The organism is Pseudorhizobium flavum, assembly GCF_044142885.1.
Classification (GTDB): Bacteria; Pseudomonadota; Alphaproteobacteria; order Rhizobiales; family Rhizobiaceae; genus Neorhizobium; species Neorhizobium flavum.
Window position 1 is genome coordinate 685,490 of sequence record NZ_JBIOKZ010000001.1, and the last position, 26,240, is coordinate 711,729.

Here is a 26,240-nt window from a genome sequence, read left to right on the forward strand (position 1 = left end):
GAGATGGTCGATCAACACAATCCCAAGCTGAACGCGGATCCGAACTCGAATACGGAGAAGGACCCCGAGGACTGGGTGACGGGCGACGAGCCTATGACCGGTGCCCAGACCTCCTACCTGAAAACATTGACCGAACAGGCGCATGAGCCGGACGCATTCGCGGATGATCTTACCAAGGCGAAGGCATCGAAACGCATCGATGCCCTGAAGGGGAAGCTCAAGCTTTAGCTTAACCCGCGGTTCTCCAGGCAGGAAAGGTCTCATAGAAGCTTGAGTGGTCACCTTCATGGTTGGCCATTCCCGGCTTCGTCAGCACACCGCGGGGCTCGGCATAACTCATGATCCGTCGCGCGGGCCTCTCGTGCCACTGGATGTTGAAGGCCCACAGCTTCGGGAAGAAGCAAAGCGAGGCGTAAGGCAGGTGGTCGTGGATCCACCAGGCCATCTTTTGCCAGTCGCCCTCCCGGTCGTGGTTGTCGATTAGCCAAGGAATGACGACGCAAGCGGTCGCGCCCATGCATCCGTCGACGTCGCGCATGTCCCAGATATGGTCGGCCGCCGAGGCTGCATTCGTCGAGCAGTTGAGATTGTTCCGGTTGCCGAACTCGTTGACCGCCGCCGAACGGTAGCCGGAGCGCAGGTGAAGGCGTCCGAACGTCGCCTGGAGCGGCTCCAGCAAGTCTTCGCAGAGCCGCCTGCCTGACTCGATCGCGAGTTCCGGATCGTCCGGCACGTTCGCTATGCCATGGACGGCCGCGATCTCGGAAAACAGGAAGTCGCGGAAGAAGAAGTTCTTCGACAGCCTGACGCGCCCTAGGTCTTCCAGTCCCCTCATCGAACTCGGTTTGCGCATATGTCCTCCTCCTTTGCCACCGGAGGCGTACAACCTCGCCAGTAAGCGCGCCACCCGATCTGCATCACTCAGACAGCCTCACAAATTGATTGCATATGCAATTACATATGCTAAGCTGGGCTCATGTTCGACGAGTGCCTCTACTTCAATACGACCGCGCTGGCGCGCCAACTCGAACGGGTCTGGGCGGACGCCTTCAAACCGTTCGACCTGACGCCGTCGCAGGCCTTCACCTTGCGCGCGGTCTTCCGGAAGCCTGGCATGTTGCACAGCGAACTGGCGGAAACGTTGAAGATTGCCCGGGCGACCGCAACGCGCGCAGTGGACGGGCTCGTCGCGCGGCATCTTCTGGAGCGTCGTCCCGGCAGGAATGATGGGCGCGAATGGGAGATCCACCCGACCCCGGAAGCGGCCGAGTTGAAGGTTCCGCTCGACACGGCGAGCAGGCGCGTGACCGAGCGTCTGAAAGGTGAGCTTGGCACGGGAACGTTCGCGGAATTCGTTCGGCGGGCGAGGTCCATCAGCGTTCATCTGCCCTGATTTTTAATCCACATAGTTGCATAGCTAACCAATGGAGACGACATCATGCCAATCCTGAACGTGAAGGTGAGTGGGGAGCGTTCTGACGCGATGACGAAGGCCATCACGTCTCTGCTGGGAGACCTGACGCAGCGGATCCTGCGCAAGGACCCCGCGGTCACGGCTATCGCCATCGGCTACATCGATCCGCGCGACTGGTACGCCGGTGGTAAGAGCCTCGCTGAACAGGGGAAGTCGAGCGTCTACTTCGACATCAAGATCACGGACGAGACCAATACGAAAAGCGAGAAGGCCGCCTTCATTCAGGCGGCCTTCGAGGGCTTTGCGGCTCTGCTCGGGAACCTGCACGAGGAGAGCTACATCTATGTCCAGGACGTCCGGGCTGCGGCCTATGGCTACGGCGGCAGGACGCAGGAGTGGCGATACCAGCGCGCGGACTAGGCGCGCAGGGTGCCGCCCGTGCTCTTCTCGACATTGCCGACGATCTTGGCCGTCAGTGCCTCGAAGTCCTCGTCCGTCAGCGTCCGCTCGACCGGCTGGATCAGCACTTCGATGGCGACGGACTTGCGGCCCTCGCCGAGCGAAGCACCTTCGAAGATATCGAAGACGTTGACGCCGGTGATCAGCTTGCGATCGGCGCTGGTGGCTGCCTTGATGATGGCACCCGCCTCGACGGTGCTGTCGACCACAAAGGCGAAGTCGCGCTTCACCACCTGGAAGGGCGACAGCTCCAGAGGCGGCTTGGTGCGGGTCGCCTTCTTCTTCGGCTCCGGCATGGCGTCGAGATAGACTTCAAAGCCGCACAGCGCGCCGGAGACATCGAGCGCTCCAAGTGTCTTGGGGTGGAATTCGCCGAAATAGCCGAGCACCACCTTCGGGCCCATCTTGATCGTTCCGGAACGGCCGGGGTGGTACCAGGCTGGCGCACCCTTCTCGACCTGGACATTGCCCATCGGCAGGCCACAGGCTTCCAGTACGGCGAGCGCATCGGCCTTGGCGTCGAAGACATCGACCGGCTTGCCGCCGCCCTTCGTCGCGTTCGACCAGAGGCGACCGGCGCCGTTGATCGACGCCGTACCGCGACGCACGCCGCCGGCCACGCGGCGCTGACCTTCGGGTGCATCGCTCTCGTAGGTTCCGGACACTTCGAAGATCGCAACGTCGCCATAGCCCTTGTCGGCATTGCGCTGTGCTGCGGTCAGCAGGCCGGGCAACAGCGATGGCCGCATGTCCGACATGTCCGAGGCAATCGGGTTGGCAAGCTTGAGGCTCGCCGCACCACCGCCGAAAAGCCTCGCGTGGTCTTCCGAAATGAAGGACCACGTAACCGCCTCCAGCATGCCGCGCGCAGCCAGGGCGCGGCGGGCCGTGCGGCTGCGGACCTGCAGCGTCGTCAGGATTCGACCGTTAACCGAACCGAGATTGTCGATCGGCTCCGGCAGGATCTGGTCGACGCCATGGATGCGCATCACCTCTTCCACGAGGTCGGCCTTGCCGTCGATGTCAGGGCGCCAGGAGGGCACGGTGACCGACAGGCGGCTGCCTTCGCCCTTCACCCCGAAACCCAGTCGCGCGAGGATTTCCCGGCTTTCCTCCGGCGACACGTTGAGACCCGTCAGGCGTTTGACCTCCGAAGTCGGGAAGTCGATCATCTTCGGCTGGTGGCCCTTGTATCCGACGACCTTTGCTTCGGCTGCGGTACCGCCGCACAGTTCCAGCACCAGTTCGGTCGTGCGCTCCAGCCCAGGTACCATGTATTCAGGATCGACGCCGCGCTCGAAGCGGTAGCGCGCATCGGTAATGATGCCGAGCGAGCGGCCGGTCTTGGCGATGTTGATCGGATCCCATAGGGCCGATTCGATCAGCACGTCAGTCGTGTTCTCGTCGCAGCCCGAATGCTCGCCGCCCATCACGCCGCCGATCGACTCGACGCCGTTTTCGTCGGCGATCACCACGTTATTCGGCGTCAGCGTGTATTCCCGCTGGTCGAGCGCAAGGACCGTCTCGCCCTGGAGCGCGCGGCGGACGGTCAGCCCGCCCTTGACCTTGGCTGCGTCGAAGACGTGCATCGGGCGGCCCTGGTCGAAGGTCATGTAGTTGGTGATATCGACCAGCGCGTTGATCGGGCGAAGGCCGATCGCCTTCAGGCGCTGCTGCATCCAGACCGGGCTCGGGCCGTTTTTCACACCGCGCACGAGCCGCAGGCCGAAGCCTGGGCAGAGACGCTCATCGTCGAGGATGATCTTCAGGTCGACGGAAGTCTCGCCCTCCGTCCTGAAGTCCGGCTTGGCGTGCTGCTTCAGGGTGCCTAGGCCGGAGGCTGCCAGATCGCGGGCAATGCCGTAGATCGACGTGCAATCCGGGCGGTTCGGCGTCAGGTTGATCTCGATGACCGGATCATCGAGGCCGGCATAGCTCGCAAATGGCTTGCCCACGGGCGCATCAACCGGCAGGTCGATGATGCCCTCGTGGTTGTCCGACATGTCGAGCTCTTTTTCGGAGCACATCATGCCGTGGCTTTCGACGCCGCGGATATTGCCGACCGACAGCGTCACGTCGATGCCGGGGACATAGGTGCCGGGCCGCGCCAGGGCACCGACCAGGCCTGCCCGCGCGTTTGGCGCGCCGCAGACGACCTGCACCGGCTTGCCGTCGCCGGCATCGACCATCAGCACCTTCAGCCGGTCGGCAGAAGGGTGTTTCTCGGCGGAGACGACCTTGGCGATGACGAAGGGCTTGTAGGCCGCCTTGTCATCGACATCCTCTACCTCGAGGCCGATCGCCGTCAGGCGCTCGCAGATCTCATCCAGGGTTGCATCGGTCTCAAGGTGATCCTTGAGCCAGGAGAGCGTGAATTTCATGTGTCTGTCCCTCCCTTCAAGCGCTCAGGCCGCCGAACAGCGTCGGCATGTCGAGCGGGCGGAAGCCGTAGTGGTTCATCCAGCGAACATCGGCGTTGAAGAAGTCGCGCAGGTCCGGCATGCCGTATTTCAGCATGGCGATGCGATCGAGCCCCATGCCCCAGGCAAAGCCCTGGTACTCGTCGGGATCGAGCCCGCCGGCGCGCAGCACGTTCGGATGCACCATGCCGCAGCCGAGGATCTCCATCCAGTCGGAGCCTTCGCCGAACTTGACTATCGGACCGGAGCGGTCGCACTGGATGTCGACCTCGAAGCTCGGTTCCGTGAAAGGGAAGAAGGACGGGCGGAAGCGCATCGTCACGCTGTCGACCTCAAAGAAGGCCTTGCAGAACTCTTCAAGGATCCAGCGCATGTGACCGACATGGCTCTTCTTGTCGACGACCAGCCCCTCGACCTGGTGGAACATCGGCGAATGCGTGGCATCGGAGTCTTGGCGATAGGTCTTGCCCGGGATGACGATGCGGATCGGCGGCTTCTGGGCTTCCATGGTGCGCACCTGGACCGGTGAGGTATGGGTCCGCAGAACCTTGCGCTCGCCCTTCTCGTCCGCGTGGAAGAAGAAGGTGTCGTGCATCTCGCGGGCCGGATGGCCTTCCGGGAAGTTCAGCGCCGTGAAATTGTAGTAGTCGGTCTCGATGTCCGGGCCTTCGGCGATCGAGAATCCCATGTCGGCGAAGACGGCGGTGATCTCGTCGACGATCTGGCTGATCGGGTGGATGCGGCCCCGCTCGGCCGGCGAAGACCGCACCGGCAGCGAGACATCCACGGTCTCCGCCTTCAGCCGTGCCTCGATCGCCGCATCCTTCAGTACCGTCTTGCGCGCATTGATCGCTTCGGTGATCTCGTTCTTAAGCGCGTTGATCGCGGCACCGCGCGTCTGGCGCTCTTCTGCACTCATGTCGCCCAGCGTCTTCAGGAGTTCGGAGACGGACCCCTTCTTGCCCAGCGCATTGACACGAACGGCCTCGATCGCCGCCTCGTCGCCGGCTGCGGTAATCTCCGCCAGGAGCGATGTTTTCAGGTTTTCCAGATCGGACATGGTTTCTTCCGTGTGATGCTCGGCGTCGTTGTTAACGTCGTGTCGTGACGGGCAAAAGAAAAACCCGCGCCAGCCCAAACCAGCGCGGGTTTCCCAAAAACTATGAAGCTAAAGAGCCTGGGAAGCGCTGGTTAACGAACCGCGCTTTCAAACTCGTTGGCCGTGCCTGCATCCTTGAGGTACTCGAGAGCCTTCTTGGAAGCCTCGACGAGGGCACCGAAGGCAGCCGGCTCGTGGATCGCCATGTCGGACAGGACCTTGCGGTCGACCTCGATGCCGGCCTTGTTCAGGCCGTCGATGAAGCGGCCGTAGGTGAGGCCAGATTCGCGGACGGCTGCGTTGATACGCTGGATCCACAGGGCGCGGAAGTTGCGCTTCTTAACCCGGCGGTCGCGGGTGGCATACTGGCGCGAACGGTCGACCGCGGCCTTTGCAGCGCGGATGGTGTTCTTGCGGCGGCCGTAGAAGCCCTTGGCGGCCTTGAGGGTCTTGGTGTGCTTGGCGCGGGACGTTACGCCACGTTTTACGCGTGCCATGTCATGATCTCCTTAATGATCCAAATAGCGAAAGGGTCTCAGAGACCGTTCGGCAGGTAGTTCTTGACGACCTTCTTGCCATCTGGTTCGGCAAGGACCATCGTGCCGCGTGCATCGCGGATGAACTTGTTGGACCGCTTGATCATTCCGTGGCGCTTGCCAGCAGCGGCCGCGAGGACCTTGCCGGAAGCCGTGATCTTGAACCGCTTCTTGGCGGAGGATTTCGTCTTCATCTTGGGCATTTTGCTACTCCATTCTTCTTGTGAAGCCCGCTGACGAGGCCAGCTTCAAGCATATTAAGAACGGCCTCGGCATGCCCTGCCGGACCGTTCGGACGCGCGCTTATACCCGCAGTCGGGAAAAAGCGCAACGGCATTGGCGAAAGGTTTTGGCGCCGGATCCAAGCCCTCTGCTGAGGCTCCCCGGCGTGGGGACCGGCGCTCAACGCGGCGCCAGCACCATCATCATCTGGCGACCTTCGAGCTTCGGCTCGGCCTCGACCTTGGCGATTTCCGCCGTGTCTTCCTTGACCTGCTGCAGGAGCTTCAGACCAAGTTCCTGGTGAGCCATCTCGCGACCGCGGAAGCGCAATGTCACGCGAACCTTGTCACCGTCCTCGAAGAACCGGTTGATCGCCTTCATCTTCACCTCATAGTCATGGGTGTCGATGTTCGGGCGCATCTTGATTTCCTTGATCTCGACGATCTTCTGCTTCTTGCGCGCCTCGGCAGCCTTTTTCTGGTTGGCGTATTTCAGCTTGCCCAGATCGAGAATCTTGCATACCGGCGGATCATTGTTCGGAGAGATCTCGACAAGGTCCAGGCCGGCGTCTTCCGCCATCCTCAACGCTTCGTCTGTCGCAACGGGGCCGAGGTTGTTTCCATCGGCGTCGATAAGCTGAACCCTAGGAACCCGGATTTCCCGGTTTGAGCGCGGCCCTTCCTTGACGGGGGCATCGGCTTTGAACGGTCTGCGAATGGTCGTATTCTCCTTGGCTGTTTCCGTAAAACGCCGCAAATCCGCTGAAATCGCGGAAGCGTCGGCAATGTCGTGATCACGACGGCGAAGTCAATAGCATAGCTTTTCGAAAAAATCACCTGCTGCCCGCGGGACGGGAATCTGGTCTATAAAGCGCCGACACATAAGGAATCCCAATGCCAGAAGATCAGATCAAGCCGCCACAACCCAAGTCCGTCCTTGTCGGTCCTCCCGGTTCGACGCGGGAGATTGCGATCCTTCATCGCCCGGCGGAGACCAGACCCGAGGCACCCGCACTCGTGTGGCTCGGTGGCTACCGCTCGGACATGAGCGGCACAAAGGCGATCGAAATGGACGCCTTGGCGGCGGAATGCGGCTCTGAAGCGATTCGCTTCGATTACTCCGGCCATGGCGCATCGGGGGGCGAGTTTCGTGACGGCACGATTTCCCGCTGGCTTGAGGAGGCTCTTGCCGTGCTCGACGCTTTGAAGCCCACGCGGGTGGTCCTCGTCGGCTCGTCCATGGGAGGATGGATCGCCCTACTCCTGGCACGCGAATTGCGCCGCCGCGGCAGCCCCGCGCTTGACGGCCTCGCCCTCATCGCTCCGGCTCCCGATTTCACGTCCGAGCTCATCGAGCCCCACCTGACCGAGGATCAGCTCCAGGCACTGAAAGACAAGGGTTACTTCGAGGAGCCTTCGGAATACAGCCCGGAGCCGAACATCTACACTCGCGCCCTGCTGGAGGACGGGCGAGCGAACCAGGTCCTGAAGGGAATCATCGAAACCGGCTGCCCGGTGCATATCCTGCAGGGAATGGCGGATCCGGACGTGCCTTACAAGCATGCCCTGACGCTGATGGAGCACCTTCCCGCAGACGACGTCGTCCTGACGCTGATCCGCGACGGCGACCACCGCCTGTCCCGCCCCCAGGACCTCGAAAAACTGCGCTCGGCACTCGCGACCCTCATAAATTGTGATTAATAATTAAGCTGATACTCAAATGCATCACCCTTAACCATAATCACTATGAGAATGAATCCCTAAAAGTTGATCGATTGACAGTCCGACCCGCCCCGACTTAACGTTTTGTTAAGACTTGAAGGGACGGGTCCATGAGAATTGCCTCGAAGGCACAGCTGATTGCTGTGATCCTCGCATCTATACTTGCGCCGACGTCAGCCGCGGTGCCGGCGCCGCGCTCTCAGGCGCACATGGTGACAGGGGACGTGACGTCCCAGCCGATCGGACATTATGAGTTCTGCCGCCAGAACCCTGGCGAATGCAACATGCGGCTCGCTTCCAGCCCGGCGCCAAAGCTGACCCCCAACGGGTGGGCGATCGTCAAGAACATCAACCAGTCGGTCAATTCGCGGATCAAGGCGATGACGGACAGGGATATCTACGGTCGCGAAGAAGTCTGGGTCTATCCGAAGGACGTCGGTGACTGCGAGGATTATGCGCTGCTGAAGCGGCGTGAGCTCGCCGCCAAGGGCTTCTCGCTTTCGGACCTTCTCATCACCGTCGTCCGCAAGCCGGATGGCGAAGGACATGCGGTCCTGACGGTCCGCACCGCGCAGGGCGACTTCATCCTCGACAACCTTGATCCGGACGTGAAGCTCTGGAACGAGACCTCCTACACCTACCTGAAGCGGCAGGCATCCTTCAGCACCGGCCGCTGGGTCAGCATCGAAAACGGCAGCGACGTCGTGGTCGGCGCCCTGCGCTAAGCCGCTTCATATCAGACAAAGGAAGCGGGCTAGGCCCGCTTTTTTTGTGTCCGCTTGCTAGCCATGTCCGATGATGATGCCGGCCGCCAGCACTAGCGATCCTCCGAGCACCACCTGCATCACCGCCCGCATGAAGGGCGTTTCCATGTAACGGTTCTGGATGAAGGCAATTGCCCAAAGCTCCACGAAGACGACGATGCCGGCGAGAATGGTTGCAGTCCAGAAATGCGGGATCAGGTAGGGCAGCGCATGTCCGAGACCGCCAATCGCGGTCATGATGCCCGAGGCGAGGCCCCGCTTCACGGGTGAGCCGCGTCCGGAAATCTTGCCGTCGTCATGGGCGGCTTCGGTGAATCCCATGGAAATACCGGCACCGACCGAAGCCGAAAGGCCGATGAGGAAGGTCGACCAGGTGTCCTGCGTGGCGAAGGCGGCGGCGAAGATCGGCGCCAGCGTGGAGACCGATCCATCCATCAGTCCTGCCAGTCCCGGCTGCACATAGGTCAGGATGAACTGGCGATGCGCGGTCGCGTCTTCCTCTTCCCGCTCCCCCTCGCCGACATGCTTTTCCGTAAGAGCCTGGGCAATTTCCTCATGGCCCTGTTCGGCAAGCGCAAGGTCACCGAGAAGCCGTCGTGTCGAGGCATCGCTCACCCGCTTTGCCGCTTCGGTGTAGAAGCGAAACGCCTGCTCCTCCATTGCGCGCGCCTGTTCGCGGATTGTCTCGAGCGCCAGGTTGCGGACGAGCCAGTCAGGGCGCCGGGCATAGAAGCCGCGAACGTGTTCGCGGCGGATGAGCGGGATCTCCTCGCCGAAACGGGAGCGGAACATATCGATCAGCATGTTCTTGTGGGTCTGCTCCACGTCGGCCATGTCCTCGAACACCTTCGCGGAGGCCGGATATCGCTCACGAAGGTTCTCGGCATAGGCCTTGTAGATGCGCGCATCCTCCTCCTCCGCACCGATGGCGAGGGCGAGGATTTCCTCTTCGCTGAGAGAATCAAAGGAGCGGCGTGACGAAAGTGCGGAGGGAAGCAGGGTAGCAAACATCGAAAACCTCTTTTAGAATTATTCTAATCTAATTCTTCTCGACACGACGATCAAGTTCGACGCCGCCCCAGAACAAGGAAGCCTGGTCGCAATAATCGCGATTTGGTGACCCGGCTTTACGCAATTATCGACTTGTCGGGCTTGCCGTTCGGGAAATGATCGCCTTACAAGGCCGAAAGCTGCGGCCTCGGCCGCGCGCTCTATCTAGAAAGGCATCGTCCCATGAACCGCAGAAACTTCATCCGTCAGGCCGGCACGGCCGGCATCCTCGCCGGCTCGGCGGCTACACTTGCCACCCCCGCGATCGCCCAGGAAAATCCCAAGATCACGTGGCGGATGACTTCGTCCTTCACCAAGGGTCTCGACATCCTTTTCGGTGCGGCGGAAATCGTCGCGGAGCACGTCCGCGAGGCATCGAACGGCAATTTCGTGATCCAGCACTTCGCGGGCGGCGAAATCGTCCCGGCGCTGCAGGCGGCAGATGCCGTCAGTTCCGGCACGGTCGAAATGGCCCATACCTGCGCCTACTATTATGTCGGCAAGGATCCGACGTTCGCGCTCGGTACCGCGGTCCCGTTCGGCCTCAACGCACGCCAGACCAATGCCTGGTTCAATCAGGCCGGCGGCAATGAACTGCTCAACGAGTTCCTGTCCGGCTACAACATCCACTCCATCCTGCTCGGCAATACCGGCGCCCAGATGGGTGGCTGGTTCCGGAAGGAAATCAACACGATCGAAGACCTCAAGGGCCTGAAGATGCGCATTGCCGGCCTCACCGGCCAGGTCATGAGCAAGGTTGGCGTCACGCCGCAGCAGATTGCCGGCGGCGATGTCTATGCCGCACTCGAGAAGGGCACGATCGACGCCACGGAGTTCGTCGGACCGTATGACGACCAGAAGCTCGGCTTCCACAAGGTCGCCAAGTACTACTACTATCCGGCGTGGTGGGAAGGCGGCCCGGCCGTCCACGCGTTCGTCAATCTCGAAAAGTGGAACAGCCTGCCAGACAACTACAAGCGTATCCTGACGGATGCCTGCGCTGCCGGCAGCGCCAGCATGCTGGAGCGCTACGACGCCCGCAACCCGGTTGCGCTGAAGGAACTGGTGGCTGCCGGCGCGATCCTGCGACCCTTCAGCCAGGAAATCCTCGACGCCAGCTATAAGGCGGCGCAGGAAACCTATGCCGAGATCTCGGCGAGCAACCCGGCCTTCAAGAAGATCTACGACAGCCAGCAGGCGTTCAAGAAGGACGCTTATCTCTGGGCGCAGATCGCCGAGTACAGCTACGACACCTTCATGATGATCCAGCAGCGCAACGGCACGCTCTGACTCCATGCAATGGGAGAGCCCGCTCCAAGGCTCTCCCACATTCCAGCAGCGACGGGATGGCCGCGACACCGGATCCCGCTTGCGGCCGCCGGATTCTGAGCCTTAACTAGCCGCCGAACCTGCCATCATTCGTCACCAGGAGAACACCCATGGACCGCAGAAGATTCTTGAGACAGGCCGCAACGGCCGGCGCGGGCGCCGCAACGGCCGCCACGCTTGCCGCCCCGGCCATCGCCCAGGAGCAGCCACAGATCACCTGGCGGCTCACCTCGTCATTCCCGAAGAACCTCGACATCATCTTCGGCGCCGCCAACGAGATCGCCGACAGCGTCAAGAACGCGACCGATGGCCGGTTCACCATCCAGGTGTTCGCTGCCGGCGAGATCGTCCCGGGCCTCCAAGCCGCCGATGCCGTTGCAAATGGCACGGTGGAGATGGCCCATACCTGCTCCTACTACTACATCGGGCAGGATCCGGCCTTTGCGCTCGGAACTGCCATACCGTTCGGCCTGAATGCGCGCATGACCAATGCGTGGTTCGAAACGGGCGGCACGGACATGATCAACGAGTTCCTGGCTCCGCGGAACCTCTACGCGCTGCCCGCGGGCAACAGCGGCACCCAGATGGGCGGCTGGTTCCGCAAGGAGATCAATACGATCGACGACCTCAAGGGTCTGAAGATGCGGATCGCGGGCCTTGCCGGGCAGATCATGACGAAGGTGGGCGTGACGCCGCAGCAGATCGCGGCCGGCGACGTTTATCCGGCTCTGGAGAAGGGTACGATCGACGCGACGGAATTCGTCGGACCGTATGACGACCAGAAGCTCGGCTTCCACAAGGTCGCCAAGTACTACTACTATCCCGCCTGGTGGGAAGGCGGCCCCGCCATGCATGCCTTCTTCAACCTGGAGAAGTGGAACGGATTGCCGAAGAGTTATCAGCAGATCCTCGCCAATGCCTGTGCCTCTGCCAACAACAAGATGCTGGCCAATTACGACGCGCAGAATGCGACGGCCCTCAAGCAACTGGTCGCCGAAGGCGCCATCCTCAAGCCTTTCAGCCAGGAGGTGATGGAAGCCTGCTACAAGGCAGCCATGGAGACCTATGCGGAGCTTTCGGAAAAGAGTCCCGACTTCAAGAAGCTCTATGACAGCCAATTGGCCTTCAAGAAGGACGCTTATCTCTGGGCCCAGGTGGCGGAGTACAGCTTCGACACCTTCATGATGATCCAGCAGCGCAATGGTGCGCTGTAGGCTTCAGACAGCCCCCTCGGCGCAGAACCCGAAGCCCCGCCGTGTGCGGGGCTTTTTATTATTAGGCAACGCTACTTTTCGGCCACATTCGTGGGAACGCCAAGCCGCCTCATCCGTTCTGTGCAGACCACACCGGAGAGACTTCATGGCATACCACCACCCCCCGCGCCAGGCCAAGGGCGGCCTCGGCACCGCTGTCCTTTTCATGCTCCTCGTCATTGCCGGCGGCAGCTTCGTTGCGGCAACGATGGACGATGGCCCATCCGCGCCGCGTGTCTATCTCGCCAAGGACCTGAACGCTGCCGTGGTCCGCTAAGACTTCCCGCTCCGATACCCCGTGACATCCCCAAATAGATGAGCCCCGCACATGGCGGGGCCCGAAACTCTTGGATTGGGCTGCCTAGGCAGCGCCCGTATTCGGGCGGTTGCGCCCGACATTGGAGTTGCTGGACGCCGTCTTCCCGTCCGGCTCCTGACCGTAGTAGGTCCCACCCAGGTGTCCGCCGCCACTGGTGTTCTCAACCTGCTTCTCGGCGCGCTTGATGGCTTCCTTTACGTCACTCTTGGTCATGCTTCGTCTCCGTCTTTTGAGTTGGTGACCCAGACTCAACCACGGTCAAAGCTCGATGTTCCTTCATTCAGGGCGTCAGGATGACGCACCCGGCAACGCATAGCTGTCAATCCGCTTGTAGAACAAGGTGGTGTCGCAGAACCCGCCATCCGGCCACATCGCGTATTCAGGTATCATGCCTACCCGCTCCCAGCCGAAGCGCGGATAGATACGCTCCGCCTCGCTGCCGGTGGCCGTATCCAAAACCAGCAGTGTGCGGCCGCGTCGCGCCGCCTCGGCCTCCACCGCGTCCATCAGCAGGCGCGATAGGCCGTGGCCGCGGGCCGAACGGTGCACGAGCAGCTTCATCAGGTCGCCGCGATGCGGCTGGTTCGGTTTGGTCGCCATTCCAACCTGCACCGTGCCGACCACCCTGCCCTCCAGCTCGGCGAGTGCCAGGATCGTGCGACCCAGCTCGACCTCCTCGGCGACCTGCCCCCAGTACCCCGTCGCATCCTCGGGCGCGAAGGGAAGCATGAAGCCCAGCGAGGCACCGCCATTGATACAGTCAGCGAGAACCTCACAGAGGGCCGGTATGGCTGCGCGTGCTGCATCAGCATCGGCGATGTGGATCGTCGCCATCGTGTCCTTCCTTTCTTTCCTCACCGTCCGCGGTCGAGGATGACCGCATATCTCGCCGGACTTTGACCGGGATTGTAAAAGTCGAAGGCATCGCCGAGATCCATGAACAGACAGTCGCCCGGCTGCAGATGGTGCACCGTCTCGCCGATCGTCATCTGCAACGCCCCCTCCAGCAGCCAGACATGCTGGGTCATCGAGCGGCTCTCGGCGCGCGGTGGAAAACTCACCCGGGCGCCCGGCGGAAACTCCACCTCCACGATGTCCACCCGGTTCGGCATGCCCAGCGGGGAAACCGATCGTCGCAGGTAACCCGTATGCGGGTCTCGCCAGAGCCGTTGCTCCTGCCGCCGACTGAGCGGCGACGAGACATCCGTGACCTCGGCAAAAAAGCCGGACAGTGTCATTCCCAGCGCTTCGCACAGCCGCGCCAGCAGCGCTGCCGTCGGGCTTGCCTCTGCCCTTTCGATACGCGAGATCATCGCCCGGCTGACGCCGGAGCGTTCCGCGAGTTCGTCCAGGGTCAGCCCCTGCTCTGCCCGCAGGGTCCGTACACGCTCGGCGATTGATCGATCGATTGGAACGCTGTCCATTATGAGAGAATTAACGTCTCTTATAATGGAGTCAACTGGGTTTCACATTTGGCGCTGGCTCTCCAGCCAGTCGCTCACCAATGGCAGATCCTGGTCGGTGAGCGGATGACCAGCGTCGATCACGTGGCTGGTCAGCCGCGCCCCACACGCCCTCAGCCAGCTTTCCAGTTGGCGTGCCGACGGTGCGGCGATATCCAACCTGCCACTTACCATCATCACGTCCGTCCCCGTCAGATCGACAATCGGCGGCTCTTCCAGAACCAGCATGGGCCGCAGCAGGATAGCGCGGCGCACAAGTCCTGGATGGAGCGCCATGATCGCCGCCAGGAAGTTGGCGCCGTTGGACTGGCCGAGGAAGACCAGTTGCTCCGGATCAAGCCGGTAGCCGTCCATGGCGCCTTCAACGAAGGCGGCGAAGGCCTCGGCTTCGCTACGGATGTCCTGCTGGTCGAAGCGAGCCGCCGGCAGGCGCCGGAACCAACGGGGAAAACCCTCCTCCGCGGCACGGCCCCGTACGCCGAGAAGCGTTGCCTGCGGCGCGACCCGATGCGCAAGCGGCATCAGCGCCGCCTCGTTGCCACCGCTGCCATGCAGCAGCACCAGTGTCTCATCTCCCGGCGTCTCCGGCACGAAGAAGCGGTGGACGAAGGGGAGGTCACGGCGCGGCATGCGCGGCTCGCCCGGCAGGGAGAACTGTGGCAGCAGCACCTTCAGGTCTTCCGCGCGCTCAAGGTCGTGCGGCGGCACGAAGAGCGTCTCGCCGAGATGGCCTGGCTCCTCGTCGATCGCAAAACCAGGACCGTCGGTCGCGAACTCGATCAGCGTTCCACCCGGTTCGCGGACGTAAAGCGAGGTGAAGTACTTCCGGTCGTGGAGCGTGGTCGGGGAGGCGTTGCGCCTGGAAAGCTCCGCCTCGGCTCGTTCGACGGCCGCGAGGTCGGCGGCGCGGAAGGCGACATGATCCGCCGTCCCTGTTCCGGGAATTCCTGGCACATAGCCGCTGGCATCCCGCACGTCGACCGCATCGGTATCTGAAAGCATCCTCTGTAGCGAGCCGGAGGCGGCCCCCGGGCGGTATCCGAAGCGGCCGAGGAATGCCGCCGTCTCCTCCGGCGTCTCGGTCAGCAAGGTGACGGCACGCAGACGCTGCACTGCCAGGCCGTCCGTCGGCATGTCAGGCATCGGAGGCCCGTTTGCGACGAGCTTGACGATGATCCCGTCTGGATCCTTCAACCGCAACACCGTCTCGCCCAATTCGTGCAACGGGCCTTCTACCGGCACCCGGTAGGTGATCGCCCTCGTCAGCCATTCGCCGATCGTGTTCTGCGGCACGGAGAAGGCGATCTCGGAGACCTGGCCATTGCCTATCCGCCCCGAGGCGCCGTCTTCCCAGACGAGGAAGGTGACGAGCGTGCCCGGCTCTGCCTCTGCATTGCCGTAGAAGAGATGCAGTTGCTCGGCATCCTCGAAGCCCCCGGTGCGCTTCACCAGGTGGAGCCCCAGGAAGCCGACATAGAAATCGATATTGTCCTGCACCCGCCGGGTAATCAGGGTGACATGATGGATTCCGGTGGCGAAGGGCAAGGCAGGCATGGGCGGGTTCCGGTTGCGAGAACGGTACCGTAATTGCTCCCGCGGCGGCGGGATAGGATGAATCGGTTTGGCATGATGAAAGGCTGCTGATGTCTCGTTACGGCCTGTGACGCTTGCAGGTTCAACTGCCTTGTTCGCCCTTGATGATGTCGTTCACCCGCCTCGCGAGCGCCTCGCCGGAAAACGGCTTCGTCATGACCTGCATTCCACGTTCCAGATGGCCGTGGTTCAGAACGGCGTTTTCAGCGTAGCCGGTGATGAAGAGAACCTTCAGGTCCGGCTGGCCCAGCCTGGCGGCATCAGCAAGCTGGCGACCGTTCATGCCGTTGGGGAGGCCCACATCGGTCAGCAACAGGCAGATATCCCGATGGGATTGGAGCAGTCTCATTGCCGATGGCCCGTCGTCCGCCTCCAGGACGTCGTATCCCAGCTCCGTCAGGATCTCGACCGCAACCATACGCACAAGAGGCTCGTCATCGACCACCAGGATCGTCTGGCTGCCCGATGCTCGCGGCGCTTCGGGCTCACGCTCGAATTCCTCCTCGTCAGGCGCTTCGGCGGCATAACGCGGCAGGTAAAGGCACACCATGGTCCCCTGACCGACCTCGGAGTAGATGCGAGCGGATCCGCCCGACTGTCCCGCGAACCCGTAGACCATGGAGAGGCCAAGTCCGGTGCCCTGGCCGGTCGGCTTCGTGGTGAAGAAGGGGTCAAAAGCGCGTGCGATCGTTTCGGAAGACATGCCTGTCCCGGTATCGCTCACGCACAGCGAAACATATTGCCCCGGCGCCAACCCACGTTCGCGAGCGGCGCGTTCATCCATCCATCGGTTGGCGGTTTCTATGGTGACCTTTCCACCGTCCGGCATCGCGTCGCGCGCATTGATACAGAGGTTAAGTAGGGCATTCTCGAGCTGGCCGACGTCAGCAAAGGTTGTCCAGAGCCCTCCGGCCGCGACGGATTCGACTGCGACGGACGGACCGACGCTTCGCGCGATCAGGTCCTGCATTCCCGCCACCAGCCGATTGAGGTCTACCGGCTTCGGATCAAGCGTCTGGCGCCGGGAAAAGGCAAGGAGGCGCTGCGTCAATCCCGCGGCCCGCTTCACCGCAGACTGCGCCCCGTGCAGATAACGGTCCACATCCGCGATCCTGCCTTGGGATAGACGTGTGTTCATCAGTTCTAAGCTGCCACCGATCCCGGCGAGGATGTTGTTGAAGTCATGGGCCAGACCGCCGGTGAGTTGCCCGACCGCTTCCATCTTCTGGGAATGGCGAAGTGCTTCCTCAGCCTGGACCAGAGCAGCGGTCCGTTCTTCCACACGGGCTTCAAGCGACGCGTTGAGTGCAGCAAGCGCCTCGGCCGCGCTCCGCAGTTCCGCCTCCACCCTGACACGCTGGATGTGGGCCCAGGACCGTTCGGTGACCTCGCGTATGAGCGCAAGCTCCTCGGCCGACCAGGTATGCGGCACCTTGTCGTGCATCGCCATCAATGCGGTGAGCTTTCCGCCCCGCAGCAGGGGCATGCAGATCGTGGCGGCAATACCGATATCCTGGAACGTCTTGGCCTCTTCCGGCGCGAGTTCTCGGAGATTGTCGTTGATAATGAGGGGCAGACCTCGGGTTAGGTTGGAAACCGCAAGCCTTCCAAAGGCGGCGAGGCTGTAATGACCAACGATGGAAGGTGAGCCCTCGGCGGCCCAGTCGCCGCGTATGGTGAATCCATCTTCATCGTCGTCCATGTCCGCATAAGCGCAGTTGGACAGCTTCAGGTACTCGCCCACCATTCTGGTCGTGACTGCCAGAATGGTGTCGGCGTCGGCGCCCTTGCCCGTCTCCTTTGCCAGATCGTCCAGGAATCGAAGCCGCGCCTCCGAGCGTCTCAGCTTCTCTTCGCCCAGTGTTCTCTCCGTGACATCGGAGCCCGACACGAAGATGTTGGTTATTTCGCCTCCCGGGCTCCGGATGGGCTGGTAGACGAAATCCAGATATCGATCCTGGGCCTGCGCTGCAGCAGGAGGCATGAAGGTGAAGAGCTTTCCCGCGGCCGCATAGGCCTTCCCGGACTGCAGGATCTCCTGCAGAATATCGAGATATCCTTGCGAAATCGCCTCGGGAAGCGCGTCGATGACTTTCCTGCCGATGACGTCGCGGTCGCCGACCAGCCGCATATAGGCGGGATTGGCATACTCGATGCGAAAATCCGGTACGCTCAGCATCGCCATGAAGCCTGGAGCATTCTCGAACATCTGCCGATAACGCTCGCGTTCGGAAATGAGGGTCCTTCGACCGTGGACCGCATCCGTCGTCTCGATGGCCGTGTCCAGCATGCCGAGCACGGTGCCGTTCTCGTCACGGACCGGGGCGTAGCAGAAGGTGAAGTAGGCCGTTTCCGTATGGCCATGGCGTGTGGTCTGCAACGGGAAGTCTTCGTGGTAGCCGGCTATGCCCGCCAACGCGTCCTCTGCGATCGGCCTCAGCGCCTCCCAGGTCTCGCTCCATGTCACCCGAAGAGGCTGGCCCAAGGCCTCTTCCTTGGCACCGAGTATCGGCAGGAATTCGTCATTGTAGATCGCGATCAGATCCGGGCCCCAGAACAGGCACTGCGGAAACCTCGACGCAACGACTGCTTCGACTGCAATCTTGAGGGCAGGCGACCAGGACTCGATCGGTCCGAGCGGCGTCCTTTCCCACGCAAAAGACCTGATCTTGTCAGCCATCAAGCCTGTCGATGATGGGAATATGCTGCTTGCCATGGGCCCCTGATCCGCTGAGGAGCAGAATTAGGGCTCCAGGTCGCGAAGTGAAGTGCCTCAGAAGACGCTAATTGGCGGCGCCACCTAACCATATTCTCTCTCCTCCGGATCCCTGAAGGCGGGCCGCTTGACGCCCGCCCCGGGGCAGGAGGATTAACCGTGCGACCGCTCTCGAGCTTGACCCACGCGCTCCAGTGCACATCCTTGCCTGATCATGCCAGGATGATCGCGGCCACCATGATCGCCCGCTTGTCATCAGTTTGCCGTAGCATTACCGCTCCAACTGCCATTTCTTCTCGCGCCAGCCACGTCATGCGAAGGACCCGCCCATTGACGCAATCCACCGCATCGCCCCCTTCCGAGCCAGCCACCGCGACAGTTGAGCGTGGAACACTCTCGGAAGTGTTTGGAGCTTTCCTGAAGCTCGGCCTTACCTCCTTCGGCGGTCCGATCGCGCATCTCGGCTATTTCCGGGACGAGCTCGTAGTGCGCCGCAGGTGGATAACGGAAACCGGATACGCCGATCTGGTGGCCCTCTGCCAGTTCCTCCCAGGCCCCGCATCCAGCCAGGTAGGATTTGCACTCGGGCTTCTGCGTGGCGGGCCGCTTGGGGCATTGGCCGCCTGGACAGCCTTCACCCTTCCCTCGGCAGCGCTGCTCGTGATCTTCGCATTCGCCGCCGCCGCCCTCGACGGCCCGGTCGCCACCGGCTTGCTGCATGGGCTCAAGGTGGTTGCCGTCGCGGTGGTCGCGCAGGCGGTCTGGGGCATGGCCAGGAGCCTCACGCCGGACAGGCCACGCGCAGGGATCGCGCTGGCGGCCGTCATCATGGTCGTGGTGGCTGCAGGTTCTGCAGGACAGGTCGCAGCAATCCTTGTCGGCGCGCTGGCTGGTCTCATCCTTTGCCGCCAGGGGCCAGCGGTGGAGTCCGGTCACCTTTCCTTCAGGGTGCCGCGCCGCGTCGGCATGATCTGTCTGCTGGGCTTCTTCCTCCTGCTGTTCGGGCTGCCGATCCTTTCCGTCGCGTTGGAGGCGCAGGGTCTGTCCCTTGCAGATGCCTTCTTCCGTGCCGGAGCACTGGTTTTCGGCGGCGGCCACGTGGTGTTGCCCCTGCTCCAGGCGGAAGTCGTGGCCCCGGGCTGGGTGACAAATGACGCCTTCCTCGCCGGCTATGGCGCAGCCCAGGCGGTGCCCGGTCCGCTTTTCACCTTTGCCGCCTATCTTGGGGCCGTCATGGGGCCAGGGCCGAATGGCATAGCGGGCGCCGTGATCGCGCTGCTTGCGATATTTACGCCGGGCCTCCTGCTGCTCGTCGGTGTTTTGCCCTTCTGGGACCGCTTCCGCAAACGGCCATTTGCACAGGCAGCGATGCGGGGCGCCAATGCCGCCGTTGTCGGCATCCTCGGCTCCGCCCTCTACAACCCGGTCTGGACCAGTGCCATCCTCAGCCCTTACGACTTTGCGCTCGCGCTTGCCGGCTTCCTGCTGCTGGTGGTCTGGGGGGCGCCGCCCTGGATCGTGGTCCTCATCATGGCCCTGGGCGGTGCCGGGCTTGCGTTGGCGTGACGGGGTCTAAACGCCAACCTGCTTCAGCGGCCATTCGATGACCAGCCTGTAGCGTCCCTCCTCGACCGTGCGGGAGAGGGTTCCGCCCAGCTGACGCTTCACCAGCGTCTCGATCAGCCGCGTGCCGAAGCCGCTTGCTTCAAGATCGACGATGCTGTCGCTGCGCTCCACCCACTCCAGCCTGGCGCCGGAGGCCGTCGTCCAGCGCACGTCGAGAGACCCGCCGGCATGGCCGAGCGCGCCATATTTCAGGGCATTGGTCAGAAGCTCATGCAGCACCAATCCCAAGGCCTGCGCCTGGTTCGAGTCGAGCGTCAGCGGCGGTCCGTCGAAGGTAACCGCATCCGTGCTTCCCCCCACCGAGGCGAGTTCGGCTTTAAGAAGTGCCTCCAGGTCGACTCCGCCCCCGAGCGTGGGATTGAGAAGATCCTGCGCCGCGGCCAGCGCCTGGAGTTGTCGCTCGAGCGCCGACAGGAACTCCTCCTTGCTCGTCGCCTCGCGCGCAGCCAGCCTCGCTATCCCCGCTATTCGGGCAATCGAGTTCTTGAGACGATGCTTGCTCTCGTCGAGGAGAAGACCGCGCTGCTCCGCAGCCAGGCGCGCCTCGCGGGCCACCTCGCGCTCTGCCGCAATGCGCTGCTCACGCTGCTGCAGGAGACGCTGAAGCAGGACGGCGACGAGCCCCCCCACCAGCAGGGTGATTATGGAAGGACGAGAGAAAAGGCTGCCCGGATCTCGGAAGGCAAGGTGGATGACCCATTCCCGGTCGGCGACCATGATCGGGAACCTCCCTTGCCAGGCCACGGGCTGTTCCGGCTCCAGCATGACCGTTCCGGTCTTGGCATCGACGAGCCGGGCCTCGACCCCAAGGTCGGTCGGCACCGATAGCGCCGTCTCCATGAGATCGCCGATCCGATAGGGAGCGTAGACCATGCTGTGGATGGACTGCGCGTCCGGCGAGAGGACCGGCAGGTAGATGAGGAAGCCTGCCTGCTTCTGCTGGGTGATCTCCTGCACCAGCTCGACCGGCGCAGTCGCCGCTGCCTTGCCCGTGCGCCAGGCCCGCTCCATCGCCTCACGCCGGATCGGCTCCGAATACATGTCGTAGCCATAGGCCGCACGGTTTCGGTCGTCGGGCGGTTCCAGGAGCACGATGGGAAAACGGTAGGACTGGTCCGTCTCCGGCCAGATGCGCTGGTCGCCCGCATAGGAAGACCGCAGGATGTCCAGCGCAGCCGCCGTGTCCTCCGTCGGTTGGTAAAGTGCGATGCCGATGCCCTGCATGCCGCCGGTGAGGTCGTTTTCTGGGCGGAGATTGAGGAAATGGCGGATATCGGCAACATCCACCCTGTAGTCATTGGCGACCAGGAATGAGCGCAGGAAGGACAGGAGAGAGGTCTGCGCCGCAATCCGCCCCTCGATCCGCTCGGCGAGCATTCCGAGGTCATGGAGGTTCTGCTGGGACCGCATGCGCTCCATCACGCCCGCAGTCCCGAGCGCCAGGAGCAGCACGGCGGCGCCTGCGATGAGCGGACCTATTCGTTGTCCCGTTTGCCTACTCAGCGTCCCCTGTCCTTTTGCCCTGCGCCCCTGTCGGCGTCCGCTGAACGGATCGTCCTGCCCACGCCCTATCCCGCAGGATTACGGCTGCAAATTGAACCTCGTGGCGAAAGGATGGCGCATCAAGCGCGCTCACGCCCCGACCTGCGCAATCCAGTCGTGGAGGTTGTAGTAGTTGGTGACCCGCGCGACCTTGCCGTCGCGGATCTCGAAGAAGGCGCCGGCCGGCAGCCGGTAAGTCTGGCCGCTCGCCTCCGGCAGCCCCTCGTCGGTTGCCAAATACTCGCCGTTGACGATGAACTCCGCCGCGGCGCGCCGACCATCCTCGCTCGCCATCACCACCATGTCCGTCAGCCGCTCGCGGTAGCAGCGGTTCATGTGATCCATGAACTGGGCGAAGGCGTCCTTGCCCACCTGCCGTTCGCCCTGGTTGATGTCGTGCACGACGTCGTCGGTCAGCAGCGCCAGGAAGCGCTCCATATCCTGTGCGTTGAAGGCATCGTAATAGGCGCGGACGATCTCGGTAGCGGTCATGCGTGTCCCCGGGGTCTGGCAGAGGGTTGGAATGGTTGGACGGCGACGGTATAACGACATCGAAACCGGCTGAACATAATCTATGACACTCGAAATCAAAACCTTTTCCGGCGCCGAGGCTGCCGCCCGGCTTACCGATGTCGCGCGGTTGCGCATCGCCGTCTTCCGCGACTTCCCCTACCTCTATGATGGTGACCTCGCCTATGAGGAGCGCTACCTCGCCACCTACGCCCGTTCGCAAGGGTCGATCTTCGTCCTGGCGATCGACGACGGTACGGTCGTCGGTGCCTCCACCGGCACGCCGATGACCGCCGAGACGGACGAGGTGAAGGCGCCCTTCCTCGCGTCCGGACGCGACCCCGCGGACTATTTCTACTTCGGCGAAAGCGTTCTCCTGCCCGCCTATCGGGGCCGCGGCATCGGTGTCACCTTCTTCGCCGAGCGGGAAGCACAAGCACACCGCTTCGGCCTCCGCTACACGACCTTCTGTGCCGTCGAACGCCCGTCAGATCATCCGCGTCGCTCCGCGGACTACGTGCCGCTCGACGCCTTCTGGCACAAGCGCGGCTACCGCCATCACCCCGAGCTTCGCACCACCTTCACCTGGCGTGACCTCGACGACACGAGCGAAAGCCCGAAGCCGCTCTCCTTCTGGATCAAGGACCTTGCCGCATGATGAAGCTCGCCGCCTGCCAGTATGCCATCGAGCTGATCGAGGGCTGGGACGACTATCTCCGCCACCTCACCCGGCTCGTGGAAGAGGCTACCGCCCAGGGTGCGGAACTGCTGCTGATGCCGGAATATGCCGGTCTGGTGCTCGCCGGCCAGCTGGATGCCGCCACCCGCTCCGACCTGCACGGGTCGATCGCCGGCATCCAGCCGCTGATCCCGCGCTGGCTGGAGCTGTGCGAGGCGCTCGCCCGCAAGCACCGCATCGTCTTCCAGCCCGGCTCCGCCCCGGTGCTCGATCATGACGGCCAGTACCGCAACCGCGCCTGGCTGTTCGGGCCGGACGGGATCATCGGTCATCAGGACAAGCAGATCATGACCCGTTTCGAGCGGGAGCAATGGGGGATTGCCGCCGGGGTGGGCGGTCTTCGCGCCTTCGAGACCCCGCTCGGCACGCTCGGCATCCTAATCTGCTACGACAACGAGTTTCCCATGCTCGGCCGCCGGCTCGCCGAGCTCGGCGTCGAGCTGGTGCTCGCGCCTTCCTGCACCGATACGCTCGCCGGCAGCTACCGGGTGCGGATCGGCGCCCAGGCGCGGGCGCTGGAAAACCAGTATGCCGTCCTCTCCTCGCCCACCGCCGGCACCGCGCCCTGGTCCCCTGCGATGGACGAGAACCGCGGCCGCGCTGCCCTATACGTTCCCTCCGACTACGGCATGCCGCCTTCCGGCATCGTCGCGGAAAGCCCGTCCGATACCGTCGAGCAAACGTCATGGCTCATCGTCGAGGTCGATCTTGCGGATGTCGCGCGGCTGCGCACCGAAGGCCAGGTCGCCACCCGCCGCGACTGGCCGGAGCAGTTCGCACGCTGAAAGCAGCGCATTTGTCGCAAATGCCGGTGACTACCGGCTATGCGTCGCCTTTGACCGCTGCTATATGCGCGAGCCATGAGCACCGATCGCACGCCCCTCGACCACATCCGCAACTTCTCCATCGTCGCGCATATCGACCACGGCAAGTCCACCCTTGCCGACCGGCTGATCCAGACCTGCGGCGGCCTTGCCGAACGCGAGATGTCGGAACAGGTCCTCGATTCCATGGATATCGAGCGCGAGCGCGGCATCACCATCAAGGCGCAGACGGTGCGCCTGCACTACAAGGCCAAGGACGGCGAGACCTATGTCCTGAACCTGATCGACACCCCCGGCCATGTCGACTTCGCCTACGAAGTATCCCGGTCGCTCTCGGCCTGCGAGGGCTCGCTGCTGGTGGTCGACGCCTCGCAAGGGGTCGAAGCCCAGACGCTTGCCAATGTCTACCAGGCGATCGACAACGACCACGAGCTCGTCACCGTCCTCAACAAGATCGACCTGCCGGCGGCGGAGCCCGACCGCATCAAGGAGCAGATCGAGGAGGTGATCGGCATCGACGCCTCCGACGCCGTGATGATCTCCGCCAAGACCGGCCTCGGCATTCCGGACGTGCTCGAAGCGATCGTGCACAAGCTGCCGCCGCCGAAGAGCGAGGGTGGCGAGAAGGCGCCGCTCAAGGCCCTCCTCGTCGATAGCTGGTACGACACCTATCTCGGCGTCATGGTCCTCGTGCGCGTCATCGACGGCGTGCTGACCAAGGGCCAGCAGATCCGCATGATGGGCACCGGCGCCCGCTATGGCGTCGAGCGCGTCGGCGTGCTCACCCCGAAGATGCTGCAGATGGACTCCCTCGGCCCCGGCGAGATCGGCGTCATCACCGCCTCGATCAAGGAAGTGGCCGATACCCGCGTCGGCGACACGATCACCGACGACAAGAAGCCGACGGCTTCCGCGCTGCCGGGCTTCAAGCCCGCCCAGCCGGTCGTCTTCTGCGGCCTCTTCCCGGTCGATGCCGCCGACTTCGAGGACCTTCGCTCGGCCATGGGCAAGCTTCGCCTCAACGATGCGAGCTTCTCCTTCGAGATGGAAAGCTCGGCCGCGCTTGGCTTCGGCTTCCGCTGCGGCTTCCTCGGCCTGCTGCACCTCGAAATCATCCAGGAGCGCCTGGAGCGCGAGTTCAACCTCGATCTCGTCGCGACCGCCCCGTCCGTCGTCTACCAGATGACGCTGACCGACGGCACCGAGAAGGAACTGCACAACCCGGCCGACATGCCGGACGTCGTCAAGATCGACGAGATCCGCGAGCCGTGGATCAAGGCGACGATCATGACGCCCGACGAATATCTCGGTGGCATCCTGAAGCTCTGCCAGGACCGGCGCGGCATCCAGACCGAGCTTACCTATGTCGGCAACCGGGCGATGATCACCTACGAGCTGCCGCTCAACGAAGTGGTCTTCGATTTCTACGACCGGCTGAAGTCGATCTCCAAGGGCTATGCCTCCTTCGACTACAACATCATCGACTACCGCGCCGGCGACCTCGTGAAGATGTCTATCCTCGTCAACGGCGATCCGGTCGACGCGCTTTCCATGCTCGTCCACCGCTCCGCCGCCGACCGGCGCGGCCGCGGCATGTGCGAAAAGCTGAAGGAACTCATCCCGCCGCACATGTTCCAGATCCCGATCCAGGCCGCGATCGGCGGCAAGGTGATCGCCCGCGAAACCGTGCGGGCGCTCCGCAAGGACGTGACCGCCAAGTGCTACGGCGGCGATGCCACGCGCAAGCGCAAGCTTCTCGACAAGCAGAAGGAAGGCAAAAAGCGCATGCGCCAGTTCGGCAAGGTCGAAATCCCGCAGGAAGCGTTCATTGCGGCGCTGAAGATGGGGGATGAGTGAGGAGGCGAGATCCGTTCCGCGGTTGCATCAATCCTCGGCAACGGGGGCTCTTGGACCTATAGATTGCGCACACTGCAGCCCCCTCACCTGCAATTTCTAGCACTTAGCTGACGCTAAGATGCTGAAATTGACATCCTCTCCCACAGGGGGAGAGGAGACGGGGCCGCACCCTCGACACTCTCCCTCTCCCCTTGTGGGAGAGGTTACAAAATCACGATCTTAGCTTCAGCTAAGTCGTAGATTTTGTTGGTGAGGGGGGCGCACCGGAGGCGAAGAGGGGGACGTTTTCACGCAGCCCCATCAACAACATCAACATCTTGCACGAATTCTCGTCCTCCTTCATCCCCTCCCCCAAAACCCATACCTACACTATCCCCGTCCCGCTGCGGATACACCAGGAGGCGTCCTGGCGAGGTGGGGCCGGCGCTGGTGGTGGAGGGACGACGTGCACTTTCACCATCGGGGTCCGCGGAAAATGGTCTCCCTCCGGCGACACGGGGAGAGGCGAAGGGTTTCGGACCGGCCCTCGTCTCTTGATGCCCGAAAGTGCGCGCCGGGCGTGCCTGTGCGGCACACAAGGGGGTCGATGGAGAGGATGTCGCCGGACCTCCAGGTCCGACGAGATGCCGGGGCAAGAAGCCTCGGCACCCAGGAAACCGGCGGTCAAACACCTCCCCACTCGACCCTTGCAGAGAGACCGGAGTCGCGGGCACAAACTGCCGAACGGGGCGCTGAGAGGTGCCACATAAACTAACTTTACGAGGCAGCTTTCAGCGCCCCCTCC

At 62.9% G+C, this 26,240-nt stretch carries 26 protein-coding genes; 12 read left to right on the forward strand and 14 right to left on the reverse strand.

Annotated elements, in window-relative coordinates:
- Nucleotides 1-3: 3 nt before the first annotated feature.
- A complete protein-coding gene (locus ACEPP2_RS03255) occupies nt 4-228 on the forward strand; it encodes a DUF3072 domain-containing protein (RefSeq protein WP_077547935.1) in 225 nt (74 codons plus the stop codon).
- 1 nt (nt 229) lies between these two features.
- Here ACEPP2_RS03255 and ACEPP2_RS03260 read toward each other — a convergent pair whose 3' ends face one another.
- The gene (locus ACEPP2_RS03260) at nt 230-853 is read right to left on the reverse strand and encodes a hypothetical protein (protein WP_281978203.1); all 624 of its coding nucleotides are present in this window, start codon (nt 851-853) and stop codon (nt 230-232) included.
- A 123-nt stretch (nt 854-976) separates the two neighbouring features.
- Here ACEPP2_RS03260 and ACEPP2_RS03265 point away from each other — a divergent pair, with 123 nt between their 5' ends.
- The gene (locus tag ACEPP2_RS03265; RefSeq protein ID WP_077547377.1) at nt 977-1,393 is read left to right on the forward strand and encodes a MarR family winged helix-turn-helix transcriptional regulator; all 417 of its coding nucleotides are present in this window, start codon (nt 977-979) and stop codon (nt 1,391-1,393) included.
- Nucleotides 1,394-1,438: 45 nt separating this feature from the next.
- Complete coding sequence (locus ACEPP2_RS03270; RefSeq protein WP_281978204.1) at nt 1,439-1,834, forward strand: tautomerase family protein; 396 nt, start codon at nt 1,439-1,441, stop codon at nt 1,832-1,834.
- Here ACEPP2_RS03270 and pheT read toward each other — a convergent pair.
- The 5 genes from pheT to infC all read right to left on the reverse strand — a co-directional run bounded on the left by pheT (nt 1,831) and on the right by infC (nt 6,867).
- Nucleotides 1,831-4,254 (reverse strand): phenylalanine--tRNA ligase subunit beta, encoded by a 2,424-nt coding sequence (pheT, locus tag ACEPP2_RS03275; RefSeq protein WP_395515761.1) that lies wholly within the window; start codon nt 4,252-4,254, stop codon nt 1,831-1,833. The two genes, ACEPP2_RS03270 and pheT, sit on opposite strands and share 4 nt — an antisense overlap.
- Before the next feature lie 16 nt (nt 4,255-4,270).
- Nucleotides 4,271-5,353 (reverse strand): phenylalanine--tRNA ligase subunit alpha, encoded by a 1,083-nt coding sequence (gene pheS, locus ACEPP2_RS03280; protein WP_077547374.1) that lies wholly within the window; start codon nt 5,351-5,353, stop codon nt 4,271-4,273.
- A 131-nt stretch (nt 5,354-5,484) separates the two neighbouring features.
- Nucleotides 5,485-5,889 (reverse strand): 50S ribosomal protein L20, encoded by a 405-nt coding sequence (gene rplT, locus ACEPP2_RS03285; protein ID WP_052641460.1) that lies wholly within the window; start codon nt 5,887-5,889, stop codon nt 5,485-5,487.
- 38 nt (nt 5,890-5,927) lie between these two features.
- Nucleotides 5,928-6,131, reverse strand: coding sequence for a 50S ribosomal protein L35 (gene rpmI / locus ACEPP2_RS03290; RefSeq protein WP_052641458.1), 204 nt, complete (start codon nt 6,129-6,131; stop codon nt 5,928-5,930).
- 199 nt (nt 6,132-6,330) lie between these two features.
- Nucleotides 6,331-6,867: a translation initiation factor IF-3 gene (gene infC, locus ACEPP2_RS03295; RefSeq protein ID WP_077547933.1), complete on the reverse strand. Its 537-nt coding sequence runs from the start codon at nt 6,865-6,867 to the stop codon at nt 6,331-6,333.
- Between the two features lie 176 nt (nt 6,868-7,043).
- On the opposite strand from infC, the gene ACEPP2_RS03300 reads away from it, so the two are divergent.
- Both ACEPP2_RS03300 and ACEPP2_RS03305 read left to right on the forward strand, forming a co-directional pair.
- Nucleotides 7,044-7,850: an alpha/beta hydrolase gene (locus ACEPP2_RS03300; RefSeq protein ID WP_395515762.1), complete on the forward strand. Its 807-nt coding sequence runs from the start codon at nt 7,044-7,046 to the stop codon at nt 7,848-7,850.
- 131 nt (nt 7,851-7,981) lie between these two features.
- Nucleotides 7,982-8,596: a transglutaminase-like cysteine peptidase gene (locus tag ACEPP2_RS03305; RefSeq protein ID WP_395515763.1), complete on the forward strand. Its 615-nt coding sequence runs from the start codon at nt 7,982-7,984 to the stop codon at nt 8,594-8,596.
- A gap of 57 nt (nt 8,597-8,653) precedes the next feature.
- Here ACEPP2_RS03305 and mbfA read toward each other — a convergent pair whose 3' ends face one another.
- Nucleotides 8,654-9,646, reverse strand: a complete 993-nt coding sequence (gene mbfA / locus ACEPP2_RS03310) for an iron exporter MbfA (RefSeq protein WP_077547370.1) — start codon at nt 9,644-9,646, stop codon at nt 8,654-8,656.
- A gap of 222 nt (nt 9,647-9,868) precedes the next feature.
- On the opposite strand from mbfA, the gene ACEPP2_RS03315 reads away from it, so the two are divergent.
- The 3 genes from ACEPP2_RS03315 to ACEPP2_RS03325 all read left to right on the forward strand — a co-directional run bounded on the left by ACEPP2_RS03315 (nt 9,869) and on the right by ACEPP2_RS03325 (nt 12,544).
- The gene (locus ACEPP2_RS03315) at nt 9,869-10,975 is read left to right on the forward strand and encodes a TRAP transporter substrate-binding protein (RefSeq protein ID WP_395515764.1); all 1,107 of its coding nucleotides are present in this window, start codon (nt 9,869-9,871) and stop codon (nt 10,973-10,975) included.
- Between the two features lie 149 nt (nt 10,976-11,124).
- Entirely contained in the window at nt 11,125-12,228 is a 1,104-nt protein-coding gene (locus tag ACEPP2_RS03320) for a TRAP transporter substrate-binding protein (RefSeq protein ID WP_077547368.1), read from the forward strand.
- A gap of 145 nt (nt 12,229-12,373) precedes the next feature.
- The gene (locus tag ACEPP2_RS03325) at nt 12,374-12,544 is read left to right on the forward strand and encodes a hypothetical protein (protein WP_156157150.1); all 171 of its coding nucleotides are present in this window, start codon (nt 12,374-12,376) and stop codon (nt 12,542-12,544) included.
- 84 nt (nt 12,545-12,628) lie between these two features.
- On the opposite strand, the gene ACEPP2_RS03330 is transcribed toward ACEPP2_RS03325, so the two are convergent.
- The 5 genes from ACEPP2_RS03330 to ACEPP2_RS03350 form a co-directional block, all read right to left on the reverse strand.
- Nucleotides 12,629-12,799: a hypothetical protein gene (locus ACEPP2_RS03330; RefSeq protein ID WP_172977795.1), complete on the reverse strand. Its 171-nt coding sequence runs from the start codon at nt 12,797-12,799 to the stop codon at nt 12,629-12,631.
- A 75-nt stretch (nt 12,800-12,874) separates the two neighbouring features.
- Nucleotides 12,875-13,420 carry a GNAT family N-acetyltransferase gene (locus ACEPP2_RS03335; protein ID WP_077547367.1) on the reverse strand — a complete coding sequence of 182 codons (546 nt, stop codon included), beginning with the start codon at nt 13,418-13,420 and terminating at the stop codon, nt 12,875-12,877.
- Between the two features lie 20 nt (nt 13,421-13,440).
- Nucleotides 13,441-14,010: a helix-turn-helix domain-containing protein gene (locus tag ACEPP2_RS03340; RefSeq protein WP_395515765.1), complete on the reverse strand. Its 570-nt coding sequence runs from the start codon at nt 14,008-14,010 to the stop codon at nt 13,441-13,443.
- A 42-nt stretch (nt 14,011-14,052) separates the two neighbouring features.
- A complete protein-coding gene (locus ACEPP2_RS03345) occupies nt 14,053-15,603 on the reverse strand; it encodes a VOC family protein (protein WP_395515766.1) in 1,551 nt (516 codons plus the stop codon).
- Between the two features lie 121 nt (nt 15,604-15,724).
- On the reverse strand, nt 15,725-18,322 hold the full coding sequence (locus tag ACEPP2_RS03350; protein ID WP_395515767.1) for an ATP-binding protein: 2,598 nt from the start codon (nt 18,320-18,322) through the stop codon (nt 15,725-15,727).
- A gap of 348 nt (nt 18,323-18,670) precedes the next feature.
- Between ACEPP2_RS03350 and chrA the strand changes: the two genes are divergently transcribed.
- Entirely contained in the window at nt 18,671-19,924 is a 1,254-nt protein-coding gene (gene chrA, locus ACEPP2_RS03355) for a chromate efflux transporter (protein WP_395515768.1), read from the forward strand.
- A gap of 6 nt (nt 19,925-19,930) precedes the next feature.
- Here chrA and ACEPP2_RS03360 read toward each other — a convergent pair whose 3' ends face one another.
- Together ACEPP2_RS03360 and ACEPP2_RS03365 are read right to left on the reverse strand one after the other, a co-directional pair.
- Nucleotides 19,931-21,436, reverse strand: a complete 1,506-nt coding sequence (locus tag ACEPP2_RS03360) for a CHASE domain-containing protein (RefSeq protein ID WP_395515769.1) — start codon at nt 21,434-21,436, stop codon at nt 19,931-19,933.
- Between the two features lie 180 nt (nt 21,437-21,616).
- Nucleotides 21,617-22,018, reverse strand: coding sequence for a ketosteroid isomerase-related protein (locus tag ACEPP2_RS03365; RefSeq protein ID WP_395515770.1), 402 nt, complete (start codon nt 22,016-22,018; stop codon nt 21,617-21,619).
- Between the two features lie 82 nt (nt 22,019-22,100).
- Between ACEPP2_RS03365 and ACEPP2_RS03370 the strand changes: the two genes are divergently transcribed.
- The 3 genes from ACEPP2_RS03370 (at nt 22,101) to lepA (ending at nt 25,456) form a co-directional block, all read left to right on the forward strand.
- A complete protein-coding gene (locus ACEPP2_RS03370; protein WP_395515771.1) occupies nt 22,101-22,694 on the forward strand; it encodes a GNAT family N-acetyltransferase in 594 nt (197 codons plus the stop codon).
- The gene (locus tag ACEPP2_RS03375) at nt 22,691-23,560 is read left to right on the forward strand and encodes a carbon-nitrogen hydrolase family protein (RefSeq protein WP_395515772.1); all 870 of its coding nucleotides are present in this window, start codon (nt 22,691-22,693) and stop codon (nt 23,558-23,560) included. The genes ACEPP2_RS03370 and ACEPP2_RS03375 overlap by 4 nt, the downstream gene beginning before the upstream one ends.
- Before the next feature lie 75 nt (nt 23,561-23,635).
- Complete coding sequence (gene lepA / locus ACEPP2_RS03380) at nt 23,636-25,456, forward strand: translation elongation factor 4 (protein WP_077547359.1); 1,821 nt, start codon at nt 23,636-23,638, stop codon at nt 25,454-25,456.
- Nucleotides 25,457-26,240 lie beyond the last annotated feature (784 nt).